The organism is Arthrobacter sp. 01N444 (genome assembly GCF_056399305.1).
On the sequence record NZ_JBFTRB010000007.1, the window covers coordinates 121,962 to 133,850 of the forward strand.

General features: G+C 68.7%; 11 protein-coding genes. 6 read left to right on the forward strand and 5 right to left on the reverse strand.

Annotated elements, in window-relative coordinates; translation table 11 throughout:
• The first annotated feature begins 6 nt into the window (after window positions 1-6).
• Genes AC1DKN_RS10725 through AC1DKN_RS10735 form a run of 3 tightly spaced genes read left to right on the forward strand, consistent with a single transcriptional unit; the run spans window position 7 to window position 3,300 of the window.
• On the forward strand, window positions 7-393 hold the full coding sequence (locus AC1DKN_RS10725) for a hypothetical protein (protein ID WP_476871248.1): 387 nt from the start codon (window positions 7-9) through the stop codon (window positions 391-393).
• Entirely contained in the window at window positions 371-2,638 is a 2,268-nt protein-coding gene (locus tag AC1DKN_RS10730) for a thioredoxin domain-containing protein (protein ID WP_476871249.1), read from the forward strand. The genes AC1DKN_RS10725 and AC1DKN_RS10730 overlap by 23 nt, the downstream gene beginning before the upstream one ends.
• Entirely contained in the window at window positions 2,635-3,300 is a 666-nt protein-coding gene (locus AC1DKN_RS10735) for an HAD family hydrolase (protein ID WP_476871250.1), read from the forward strand. Before AC1DKN_RS10730 ends, AC1DKN_RS10735 begins: the two co-directional genes overlap by 4 nt.
• 125 nt (window positions 3,301-3,425) lie before the next feature.
• Here AC1DKN_RS10735 and trhA read toward each other — a convergent pair whose 3' ends face one another.
• Window positions 3,426-4,142 carry a PAQR family membrane homeostasis protein TrhA gene (trhA, locus tag AC1DKN_RS10740; RefSeq protein ID WP_230009209.1) on the reverse strand — a complete coding sequence of 239 codons (717 nt, stop codon included), beginning with the start codon at window positions 4,140-4,142 and terminating at the stop codon, window positions 3,426-3,428.
• 154 nt (window positions 4,143-4,296) lie between these two features.
• Between trhA and AC1DKN_RS10745 the strand changes: the two genes are divergently transcribed.
• Window positions 4,297-5,058, forward strand: a complete 762-nt coding sequence (locus AC1DKN_RS10745) for an isoprenyl transferase (protein WP_043436292.1) — start codon at window positions 4,297-4,299, stop codon at window positions 5,056-5,058.
• Window positions 5,059-5,291: 233 nt separating this feature from the next.
• Complete coding sequence (locus AC1DKN_RS10750) at window positions 5,292-6,731, forward strand: PhoH family protein (RefSeq protein WP_028277376.1); 1,440 nt, start codon at window positions 5,292-5,294, stop codon at window positions 6,729-6,731.
• A 433-nt stretch (window positions 6,732-7,164) separates the two neighbouring features.
• Here AC1DKN_RS10750 and AC1DKN_RS10755 read toward each other — a convergent pair whose 3' ends face one another.
• Window positions 7,165-7,815 carry a GNAT family N-acetyltransferase gene (locus AC1DKN_RS10755; RefSeq protein ID WP_476871251.1) on the reverse strand — a complete coding sequence of 217 codons (651 nt, stop codon included), beginning with the start codon at window positions 7,813-7,815 and terminating at the stop codon, window positions 7,165-7,167.
• Window positions 7,816-7,863: 48 nt separating this feature from the next.
• Window positions 7,864-8,691, reverse strand: a complete 828-nt coding sequence (locus AC1DKN_RS10760) for a hypothetical protein (RefSeq protein ID WP_476871252.1) — start codon at window positions 8,689-8,691, stop codon at window positions 7,864-7,866.
• Between the two features lie 58 nt (window positions 8,692-8,749).
• Here AC1DKN_RS10760 and AC1DKN_RS10765 point away from each other — a divergent pair, with 58 nt between their 5' ends.
• Window positions 8,750-9,307 carry a prepilin peptidase gene (locus tag AC1DKN_RS10765; RefSeq protein WP_476871253.1) on the forward strand — a complete coding sequence of 186 codons (558 nt, stop codon included), beginning with the start codon at window positions 8,750-8,752 and terminating at the stop codon, window positions 9,305-9,307.
• 142 nt (window positions 9,308-9,449) lie between these two features.
• On the opposite strand, the gene AC1DKN_RS10770 is transcribed toward AC1DKN_RS10765, so the two are convergent.
• Together AC1DKN_RS10770 and AC1DKN_RS10775 are read right to left on the reverse strand one after the other, a co-directional pair.
• Window positions 9,450-11,165 (reverse strand): MDR family MFS transporter, encoded by a 1,716-nt coding sequence (locus AC1DKN_RS10770; RefSeq protein ID WP_476871254.1) that lies wholly within the window; start codon window positions 11,163-11,165, stop codon window positions 9,450-9,452.
• Window positions 11,162-11,878: a TetR/AcrR family transcriptional regulator gene (locus AC1DKN_RS10775; RefSeq protein WP_476871255.1), complete on the reverse strand. Its 717-nt coding sequence runs from the start codon at window positions 11,876-11,878 to the stop codon at window positions 11,162-11,164. Before AC1DKN_RS10775 ends, AC1DKN_RS10770 begins: the two co-directional genes overlap by 4 nt.
• Window positions 11,879-11,889: the final 11 nt, after the last annotated feature.

The window sequence follows — 11,889 nt, forward strand, 5'->3', positions numbered from 1 at the left end:
CCCACCGTGCATTCCTTGCTCATCGCCCTCGCAACAACCCCGGCGCCGACCCCTACGCCGTCGCTGCGCCCGGGCCTGTCCGAGGACCAGGTCACCCCGGGTCTGCTGGGCTTCCTGCTGACAGCCTTCATCGTGGTGTTGACCGCGCTGCTGATCGTAGACATGGTGCGGCGTATCCGCCGGGTCCGCTACCGTGCCCAGGTGGAGGAAGAGCGTGCGGCCGCCGAGGACGCATCCCAGGAATCAGGGGCCCCGGGCGGCGTATTCCCTGCCGACGGCGCTGCCTTCCGCGCTGACGGCACGGCCTTCCCCGCCGACGGCGGGGTTTCCCGGTCCGACGGCGCGGTTAACCGGCCGGAAGTCAACGGCGATGCGGGACCCGGAACCCGCTGACCGCGGATTCCCCAACCCGCCGTCCGGGGCCTCGAATGCCCTGGCGGCGGAACCCTCTGCGTACCTGCGCCAGCACGCCGGCAACCCCGTTCACTGGCAGCCGTTCGGTGACGCGGCCTTCGCCGCCGCTGCCGCCCGGGACGTGCCGGTGTTCCTCTCAATCGGCTACGCGGCCTGCCACTGGTGCCACGTCATGGCCCATGAATCCTTTGAGGACCATGAAACCGCCGACTACCTGAACGCCCACTTTGTCTCCATCAAGGTGGACCGGGAAGAGCGCCCCGACGTCGATGCCGTCTACATGACAGCGACGCAGGCGATCAGCGGCGAGGGCGGCTGGCCGATGTCCGTCTTCCTCCTGCCCGATGGCCGCGCCTTCCATGCCGGCACCTATTTCCCACCCCGGCCCATGCCGGGCCGTCCGTCCTTCCGGCAGGTCCTTGAAGCCGTGAGCGAGGCCTGGACGGAACGCCGCGGCGCCGTCGAGGCCAACGCGGCCACCCTGGCGCGCGGCATCGCCGCCTCCCAGCCGGCAGCCGCCCTGCGCCTCGACGGGCCGCCCGAACCCCTGGACGCGGCGCTCCTTGGCGAAGCCGTCACCGCCCTCTCCGGCGCCGAGGACCGGGCCCACGGCGGCTTCGGCGGCGCACCGAAGTTCCCGCCCGCGGCCGTGCTCGAATTCCTGATCCGTCACGCCGCAGTGCCCTCGGACAGCATGCCGCCGGCAGCCGCTCCGGACACCGCAGGCCAGGACTCCGCGGGCCTGGAGACCGCGACGGCGGCCCGGGACATGGCCGGTCAGTGCCTGGCAGCAATGTCCCGCTCGGCGTTGTTCGACCAGCTCGACGGCGGCTTCGCGCGCTATTCGGTGACGGGAGACTGGTCCGTTCCGCACTTCGAGAAAATGCTCTACGACAACGCCCAGTTGCTGCGCGTCTATGTCCATTGGGTCCGGCTGGGCGGCACGCCGGAGTACCCGGCGGCCGAGGCCGCCGGGATTGCCGGGCTTACCGCCGACTGGCTCCTGGCCCGCCTCGGGCTGGCACCTGCGACGGGCCCGGCGCCAGCCCCTGCGGCGGGCCCTGCGACGGGACCGGACACCGGGGTCGTGGCCCTGGCGTCGTCGCTGGACGCCGACACGGTCGTCGACGGCGTGCACGCCGAGGGGGCCAGCTACCTGTGGACTCCCGGCGGCCTGGAGTCGCTCCTGGGCCCGGCCGACGGCGCCGCCGTGGCGGCCCTCATGAACGTCCGAATGCCCGGAAGCGTGACCGCCGACGGTTCGCCGCTGCATCCGGGCCGGGAGATGTCCGGCGGGGACGCCGCGCTGTGGCAGCGGGTGCGCCCGCTGCTGGCGCAGTCGCGCAGGAACCGGCCCCAGCCCGGCCGGGATGACAAGGTGGTGGCGGGCTGGAACGGACTGGCAGTCGCCGCCCTCGCCGACGCCGGCGCCGTCCTGGCACGCCCGGAGCTTGTGGCCGCGGCGGAGCGGATCGCGGACTATCTTGAGCGCGTGCACTGGCGGCCCGCGGCGGATGGCCCCGGCAGGCTTCTGCGCGTCTCCCATGACGGAGTGGCGGGCGGAATCGGCGGTTTGCTGGAGGACTACGCCTTCTGCGCCGAGGGGCTGTTCGCGCTCTATGCGGTTACCGGGCACACCCGCCGGTATGGGCTGGCCGAGGCCATTCTGGACGCCGCCTGCAGGCGGTTCGCGGCCGACGGCGGCCTGAGGGACGCTGCGGGGGAGTCCGCACAGGTCACGGCCGCCCAGGGCGGCCGTGACGGCCTGGAACCGTTCGACGGCGCCACCCCCAGCGGCGCCGCCGCGCTGGCCGGTGCCCTGCTGACCCACTCGGCCTTCTCCGGCTCGTCCGAACACCGCACCCTGGCGGCCAGCATCCTCGCCCTGTTGCTTCCTCCGCTTGCGGGCCAGGCGCCCCGCGCCGCCGGCTGGCTGCTCGCGACCGCCCAGGCCGCCCTCGCCGGTCCCATCGAGGCCGCCGTCGCCGGACCGGACACCCCGGAACGGGCCGTGCTGCACCGGGAGCTGCTGCTCTCGGCCAGCCCCGGGCTGGTGGTCGCGGTCCAGGACGACGGCGCCGCCCGGCCAATACCGCTGCTGCAGGGCCGCGGCGCGGGCCCGGACGGCGCCCCGCAGGTGTTCCTGTGCCGCGGCATGGTCTGCGGCCTCCCCGCGACTTCCGTCGAAGAAATGCGCGGGCAGCTGGCTAGGATGTCCTCATGACTGGTCAGGACGGCTTTGAGCTGGTGGTGTTCGATTGCGACGGTGTGCTGGTGGATTCCGAGGTGATCGCCATCCGGGTGGACCAGCGAGTGCTGGCCGATCTCGGCTGGGACCTGGAACTCGATGACATCGTGGAACGGTTCGTCGGAAAATCCGAGGCGCACTTTGTGGCCGCCGTGGAACAGCAGCTCGGGGTCCGGCTGGCCGACGGCTGGGACCGCGACTACGGTCGCTGGTACCAGGAGGCGTTTGAACGTGACCTCGAGGCCGTTGATGGCATCGATGACGCCCTGGACCGGCTGTCCCTGCCGCACTGTGTCGCCTCCAGCGGCAGCCACGAAAAGATGCGCCGGACCCTGGGCAAGACCGGGCTGCTGCGCCGCTTCCAGGGCCGCATCTACAGCGCCACAGAGGTGGCCAACGGCAAACCCGCGCCGGACCTGTTCCTCCACGCCGCGGCGAGCCTGGGCACCGCTCCCGGGCGGTGCGCCGTCGTCGAGGACAGCGCCTACGGCGTCCAGGCCGCCCGGGCGGCGGGAATGCACGTCTTCGCGTATGCCGGCGGTGTCACCCCGGCTTCCCGATTGGCCGGTCCCGGAACCACCGTCTTTTCAGACATGCGGCTGCTGCCCGAGCTCATTGCGGCAGGGCATCCCGGCTGAGCCGGGGCCAGCTCCTGACGCCGGAATTCCCCACGATTGAAGCCGGCGCCCGGCGTGTCGGGCCGAACTGCCGGCGAGTCCCGGCGTCGCTGTCTCAAAGGTGGGGAGAATCAGCGCAGCCGGCGTCAGCCCAGGACCGCGATGGCAATGGCGATGTAGTGCGCGGCGAAGGCAAAGACCGTCAGCGCATGGAACAGTTCATGAAAGCCGAAGTGTTCGTAGCTGAAATTCGGCTTCTTCAGCGCATAGAACACGGCTCCCGTGATGTACAGGACCCCGCCGACGCAGATCAGCACCGCCGAGGCAGCGTTGGCGGCGAAAAAGTCCGGCAGATAGAACAGCGAGCCGCAGCCGAGTGCGATATAGATCGGCACATAGAGCCACCGCGGGGCATTGGTCCACAGCAGGCGGAACAGCACACCGAGGATGGCCCCGGACCAGATCACCCAGAGCAGCACTTCGGCTTGCTGCCGGTCCAGCAGGGCCCAGGCGAGCGGCGTGTAGCTTCCGGCGATCACCAGCATGATGTTCGTGTGATCCAGCCGCTTCAGGACGATCTTCACACGCGGTGACCAGTTCCCGCGGTGATAGACGGCACTGACGCCGAACAGCAGGACCCCGGTAACGGCATAGACGGCGCAGGCCACCTTCAGGTCCGGCGGCGCCAGGATCACCAGCACCAGCCCGGCGGCCAGTGCCAGCGGGGCGGTGACGGTGTGGATCCAGCCCCGCCATTTGGGCTTGATCATCAGCAGTTCAGCCAGGCGCACCGCGGCGTCGTCCACCGGGGTTGCCCGCTTCGCCGGAGGCTCCGGCCGGGGCTCCGGACTGTTGCTTTCCATGCCGTAATAGTAACCTACGCCCTAGTAAGTTACCGGTGAGTAACAAGCGGTCCGGGGCTGTCCTGTGACGGAGCTGCACCCGGCACGGCCCTCCGGCAGGTAGCCTAGGATGTGCACTGAACAAGTACCTCAAGGAAGCCAGGTGAATCTCCGGATGGAAATGCCCGGATTCCTCTACGGCTTTTACGAGCGCAAGCTCCAGCGCTCCCTCGATCCTGAACGGATCCCGCGCCACGTCGGCGTCATGGTCGACGGCAACCGGCGCTGGGCCCGCCAGTTCAACGCCCCCACGAGCCAGGGCCATCAGGCCGGCGCGGACAAGATCCACGAATTCCTCGGCTGGTGCCAGGAGCTGGGCATCAAGGTGGTCACCTTGTACATGCTCTCCACGGACAACATGAACCGCTCCGGCGAGGAACTCGACCTCCTGATGGGCATCATCGCCAACACCCTGGACCGGCTGGACGAGGACGCCAACATCTCGGTTCACGCCATGGGCGCCCCCGAGCTGCTGCCGGACTACCTCGCCGAGCGGCTGAACAACCTGACGGCGCGCACGCCCGCGCAGGAGAGGCTGCACGTCAACGTCGCCGTCGGCTACGGCGGACGGCGGGAGATCGTCGACGCCGTCCGGGAACTGCTGCACGACGCCGTCGCCCGGGGAGCGGACATTGGACAATTGGCCGATGAACTCACCGTGGATGACATCTCGCGCTTCCTCTACACCCGGGGCCAGCCGGATCCGGACCTGGTGATCCGGACCTCCGGGGAGCAGCGGCTGTCCGGATTCCTCATGTGGCAGAGCGCGTACAGTGAGTTCTACTTCTGCGAGGCCTTGTGGCCGGCGTTCCGCAAGGTGGATTTCCTGCGTGCCCTGCGCGACTACGCCGGCAGGCAGCGCCGCTTCGGCGCCTGAGCGGTTCACGCGGAGTTCACAAGACGGCAACAAGAATCGCCGAAAAATTATCGGACAAACAGGCCCCCGGAGACGTACGTTAATCCCATCGGCAGGCAATTCGCCGGCCGATCGGGGAGGCCAGTACATGGAGCGGATTTTCGCACCGGGTGTATGGGAGGCCGCGTCCGGCCTCCAGGCCGAGCCGCCTCACCAATAACAATTCCGGGCATTGCCCCGGGGCTGGAGTCGATGTGGCTATTTCTGAGCAACTGCCCGACGTCATTTCCGATCAGGGACAGAAAGCTACCTCTCGCGCCAAGCGAGCCACCTCAAAGACCGGTGCAGCGGATTCCGCGGCGGCCGGTCTTGCTGTTTCCGGGGAAGGAACAGGGAGCCGGGGCACGGCCCGCAGTTTCGTGATCGATACGTCCGTCCTGCTCTCCGATCCGCGGGCCCTCCTGCGCTTCGCCGAGCACGAGGTCATCCTGCCGATCGTTGTCATCACCGAGCTCGAAGGAAAGCGCCACGACCCGGAGCTGGGTTACTTTGCGCGCAAAGCCCTCCGGCTGCTCGATGACCTGCGGCTCGAGCACGGCGGCCTGGACCGTCCCATCCCGCTGGGCCCCGACGGCGGCACGCTCATGGTGGAGCTGAACCATATCTCCGCCGAGGTGCTGCCCGCCGGGTTCCGCGGGGTGGACAACGACAGCCGCATCCTCGCGGTGGCCAAGAACATGGCCAACGAGGGCCGCGACGTGACGGTGGTGTCAAAGGACCTGCCGATGCGCGTCAAGGCCTCGGCCATGGGGCTGCTGGCCGACGAGTACCGCAATGAACTCGTCAAGGACTCCGGCTGGACCGGCGTCGCCGAGCTCGACGCGGGCGAGGACGAGGTTGCCACCTTGTACGGGCACGAGCCGGTATTCATCCCGGCGGCGGCCGAGATGCCGACCAACACCGGGCTGGTCCTGCTGTCCAGCCGCGGCTCGGCCCTCGGACGGGTAGGGGCGGACAAACAGGTCAGGCTGGTGAAGGGCGACCGCGACGTCTTCGGACTCCACGGCCGCTCGGCCGAGCAACGGTTGGCGATCGACCTCCTGATGGACCCGTCGGTCGGCATCGTGTCCCTCGGCGGCCGGGCCGGCACGGGCAAGTCCGCACTGGCCCTGTGCGCCGGTCTCGAAGCCGTCCTGGAGCGCCGGGAGCACCGCAAGGTGATCGTCTTCCGGCCCCTGTACGCGGTGGGCGGCCAGGAGCTCGGCTACCTGCCCGGGTCCGAAGCGGAAAAGATGAACCCGTGGGCGCAGGCGGTCTTTGACACCCTGGGCGCGCTGGTCAGCCAGGAAGTTGTGGAGGAAGTGATGGACCGGGGCATGCTTGAGGTCATGCCGCTGACGCACATCCGCGGACGCTCCCTGCACGACGCATTCGTGATCGTCGACGAGGCGCAGTCCCTGGAGAAGAATGTGCTGCTGACAGTGATGAGCCGGATCGGCCAGAACTCCAAGATCGTCCTGACCCACGACGTCGCCCAGCGGGACAACCTGCGGGTCGGACGGCACGACGGCGTGGCGGCCGTCGTCGAGACCCTGAAGGGACACCCGCTGTTCGGCCACATCACCCTCACCCGCTCGGAGCGCTCGCCGATCGCAGCCCTCGTGACGGAGCTGCTGGAGGGGGCGGAGATCTAGCCTCCCGAGGTTGGGGGCCGTGGTCCGGTTCGCCGGACCACGGCCCTTCGCTGTGGTCGGGTAATCGTGGTTGGGTTCGCCGGGCAGCGGCGTCCCGCCGTCGCTTAGACACCTCCCGTCGCTGCGCTGCGGTCGCTGGGCGACCTTCGCTTCGCTTTGGTCGGCGATGCGCTCCTTAGCGGGACACCGCTGCCCCGCGATGGTGAGACGCCCACCAGCCGGGTCGCCGTCTTTCGTAGAGGAGCGCATCGCGGCGCATCGGATCCCCGGAGGTCGCCCAGCGACCGCAGCGGGTCCCATGCGTCGTGTCTAAGCGACGGCGAAAGGTGGCGGTCCGGCGAACCCAACCACGGCACCCGCAACCACCGCAACCCAGCGACGGGAAGCGACAGGAGGCGTCTGAGCGACGGCGGGCGCCGCGGCCCCGCTGGGGCTATTCGTGGATGCCCAGGAATTTGGCCGTGGGTTCGTGGCCTTTTACCTCGAGCTGCCAGTCGGGGCGTTTGAAGGTGGCGGGGGTGAGGCGGACGTTTTGGACCTCTTGGGCCTTGCCGCCCCAGGCGGCGCGGGTGACGCCGTTGAGCTCGTAGCCGAGGGAGCGTGAGACGCCCAGGGACTGCTGGTTCCAGGCGGCGGCCTCGGATTCCGCCACTTCGGCGCCGAGCCAGTCGAAGGCGTAGAGGGCGACGGCGGCCCGCATTTCCTTGCCGAAGCCCTGGCCGTGCACGCTTTGCCGCAGCCAGGAGCCCGTGGTGACCGTCTTCAGCGTGGCGAAGTCTTTGGCCTCGACGTCCTGGCATCCGATGAACTCGCCGTCGTGCCAGATGCCGAGCAGGAGGGTCCAGTCCTGCGGTGTCATGTTCCCGCGGCACCGCCAGTACCACTGCGCCATGTTCGGGCCGAGCTCCTCAGCGGGGGATTCGGCCCACGGCCTGCTGAAGGGGCTGCGGCCCGGCTCGTGCACGCCGCTCAGGGCGGCTGAGACCGCGGCCGGAATGTCCGCGTCGCGGATGGGGCGCAGCTGAAGACGCGGCGTGGTCAGGCTCAAGCCGAAAGGGGGCCAGTAGTCGGCGGGTTCAGTCATCGCAGGAAGCCTAGCGGTGCCGGCGGGCGGATGCGAGTCACGGCCGGTCTATTCCGCGGGGACGTCCCAGCTGATGTGGCGCCGGACGTCCGTGAGGTTCATCGATTCGGCCAGGAACAGGTCATCGAGCATGTATTCGTCGACGCCCAGGATGCGGAGCCAGTGCCCGTAACCGTCCTGCTCTGAGCCGGCCCCGGGCGCGTCCAGCCAGCGGCTCGCAACGCAGACGCCCGTGCCGGAGTCAATCCTCAGCAGCGTGCGTCCCGGACGGCATAGCGGGGCTCCGAGATCGGCGGGACGGTAGGAGAGGTTCGGGCTGACCGTCGATTCCAGGGCCGGCCGGCCCTCGTGGTCTACCTCCGTGATGGGGCCAAGCTCGACGGCGTTGGAGTTGGGGAACTCCAACGGGACGGGGGCGTTCCCCGCAAGCTCCACCGGGTCCAGGACGGCGGCGAACCTGCCGTTGCCGAACGACGGCTCGCCATAAGCTGCCTCCGGGCGGCGGCGCACCAGCCCGTCGTCGTCGTACACCGGCGTAACCAACTGCGGGGGTAGGAGCCAGGTCTTCCTCGTGGAGCTGATATAGAAGCCGCCGCGGGAGTCATTGATGCCGGTGGTGCTGCCGATGACCAGTCCGTCGGCAGTCTCCAGCCGCAAGGCACCGGGCCGGCGCAGCCACCCCCTGACGAGGTCGCCGGGGGAGGGGGCGGCCGGGGAAACCGCGGAAACCGTGAGCGGCCGGTCCAGGTACTCGAACCTCAGCGACTGCCACTTCCAGGGCGATGACCGGCACAGGTTCCGGAAGGCCGCGGCCTTCTCCGCCGGGCCGCGGGGCGCGTCCGGCCCGCGCCGGTTCGTGCTGTCCCATGCGGCCATATCCACAGTTTACGCGCGGGGACCGCCGGGCCGGACGAATATCAAGTAGCATCCGAGGGTGATCGAACGACTCGGCACCCTGGGCGCCGCCAACCCGCTGGCTTTCTGGCTTGCCCTGGCTGCGTGCGCGTATTTCTTCGTGATGGCCGTTCGGCTCACGGTCATTGACGTCCGGCACCACCTGCTCCCGGACAGGATCGTCTTTCCCTCCTATGGGATCGCCGGAGTCCTTCTGCTGGGCGCGGCGGCCAGCCAGTTGCTTCCCGGCGGGCAGGACGTGGCCGGCCCAGCCGACGCCGGGGCATTCGGCATTCCGGGGCTCCGTGTCCTGGCCGGCGGGGCAGCCCTCTGGCTTTTCTACTTTCTCCTGCACGCGGTATATCCGCCGGGAATGGGATTCGGCGACGTGAAACTCGCGGGCGTCTTGGGAATGTACCTGGGATTCCTGGGCTGGGGGCACGTCATGGCGGGGACCTTTGCGGCGTTCGTCCTCGGCGGGCTGTGGAGTCTCGGATTGCTCGCCGCACGGCGCGGGACGCTGCAGTCGGCCATTCCCTTCGGGCCCTTCATGCTGGCCGGCACGGCCGCCGCCATGCTGCTGCCGACCGCCGGATAGGCCGACTGCACGGCCATCCCGGCCTGCCGGAGCCGACCGGCTGGCACGCGGCAGGGGCGCCGCACCCCCAAAGGTTGCGGCGCCCCTGCTGGCACTCACCGGCTGCTGCCGGGCCGTCTCCGGACCGTCAGTTTCCGGACCCTCAGCCGCGCAGGCGGGTGAGCTCGTCTTCGTGGCCGGACCCACCGGTGTTGCCGTGGGCTGAAAGCCCTTCGGGCCCCGTGGACTCTGCGGCGTCGGCGGCGTGGCGGGCTGCCGCCCGTTCCGCCTCGAGCCGCTCGGCTTCCTCGCCGCCGACTGCTTCGCCGCGGGCCACCATGCCGGCGGTGTCCGACAGGGGGATCTGCTTGAGGGTCAGGGCCAGAATCAGGGCGATGACCAGGAAGGGCAGCAGGTACCAGAAGACGGGGGCGAGCGAGTCCGCGTAGGCGTTGACAATCGCGTCCTTGAGCTGCGCCGGGAGCTGGCTGAGGACCTGGGGGTCCATCGTCCGGGTGGACTGCGACGCCTGCTCAGCGGACGCCCCGGCGCCGGTAAAGGCATTGGTCAGGGACTCGGAGAGCCGGGTGGTGAAGATGGAGCCGAACACCGCGACGCCCAGGGATGCGCCCACCTCGCGGAAGTAGTTGTTGGTGCTCGTGGCCGTGCCGATCTGGTCCGCCGGCACCGAGTTCTGGACCACCAGGACAATCACCTGCATGATCGAGCCCAGGCCGGCGCCAAAGACGAACAGCTGCACGCAGATGGCCCAGATGGGCGTGGCGGCCGTGAGTGTGGTCAACCACAGCATTGCCGCGATGGTCAGGGTGGCCCCGAGGATCGGGAACATCTTGTACTTGCCGGTCTTGGAAATGCGGATACCGGAGAAGATGGCCATGCCCATGAGTCCCACCATCATGGGCAGCATCAGCAGGCCGGATTCGGCGGCGGAGGTCCCGGAGGACATCTGCAGGAAGGTCGGGACGAAGGCGATAGCCGCGAACATGCCCAGCCCGAGGGTGAAGCCGATGGCGGTGGAGTTCACGAAGATCCGGTTCTTGAACAGGCTCAACGGAATGATGGGGTCCTCCGCCCGGCGCTCCACCAGGATGAAGGCCGTAGCGGCGAGCACCAGCCCGGCGCCGAACGCCCACGTCAGCGGGGAATCCCAGCCTTCGTCCTTCTTGCCGCCGAAGTCGGTGAAGAAAATCAGGCACGTCGTGGCCGCGGAGAGCAGCAGCACGCCCAGGATGTCGATCCGCTTCTCGGCCTTCTTGTTCGGCAGCGTCAGGGTGAACCAGGCGATGGTGAACGCGGCGATGCCGATCGGGATGTTGATGTAGAAGGCCCATTCCCAGGTCAGGTGGTCCACGAAGAAACCGCCCAGCAGCGGTCCGGCGACGGCGGAGAGGCCGAAGATTGCGCCCAGCGGGCCCATGTACTTGCCGCGCTCCTTGGCCGGAACGATGTCGGCGATGATGGCCTGGGACAGGATCATCAGGCCGCCGCCGCCGAGGCCCTGGATGGCGCGGAAGACCACGAAGCCCCAGAAGTCGGTGGCGAGGGCGCACCCGACAGAGGCGAGGGTGAAGAGCCCGATGGCGATGAGGAACAGGTTCCGGCGGCCCAGGATGTCGCCGAACTTTCCATAGATGGGCATGACGATGGTGGTGGCGAGCAGGTAGGCAGTGGTAATCCAGGCCTGGTGTTCCACGCCGCCGAGCTTGCCGACGATCGTCGGCATGGCGGTGGAGACGATGGTCTGGTCAAGGCTGGAGAGCAGCATGCCCGCGATGAGGGCGGAGAAGATGATCCAGATGCGTTTCTGGGTCAGCAGCAGCGGCTCGGCTGCTGGCTTGGTGCTGACGGCGGCGCTCATTGCGCTCCTTCGGAAGGGTTGGGCTGGACTGTATTTGACTCGACTCCGTCGAAGTGGACTGTGTCGAACTGGGACATGGTGAACGGCAGGGAGAAGAGCGTGCGGGCTGCTGCAATGTTTTCCAGCAGCAAGTCCTTGTAGGGGCGGGCGTTGCCCTCGGAGAAGTAGTCGGCGCTGGTTTTCCTGGCGACGTTTCCGAGGAGGACCACGGCCATGCGGACTACGGGATGATCGGCAGGTACGCCTTCCCTGGCCGCGAGCAACCGGGCGAAGTCGGCCTCGCGTTCCTCGGTGGCGCCGATGATCTTCAGCATCAGTTGGGGTTCCTTCTTGATCACCCCGATCAGCTGGCGGGTCTCTTCCTCGGAGCCGCTCATCCGCTCGGACAGATCAAGGGACAGGCGCACGAGGTCGGCGAGGAGTGAGGCCGAGATTTCCCCGGCGGGCGAACCCGCGCCGCCCGCCATGAACCGGGCCACCACCTCTTCCGGAAAGTCGTCGTCGACGTGGCCCAGGATCGCATCTTCCTTGGCAGGGAAGTAGTTGAAGAAGGTCCGGCGGGAGATGCCCGCGCGCTCGCAGACTTCCTCCACGGTGTAGCCGCTGAGGCCGCGTTCGGCGGTCAGGGAACGCGCGACGGCGGTAATCGCCGCCCGTGTTGCGGCCCGCTTGCGCTCGCGGAGGCCGCCCGAAGTAATTGCACTGTTTCCCATGGAGTGTATTT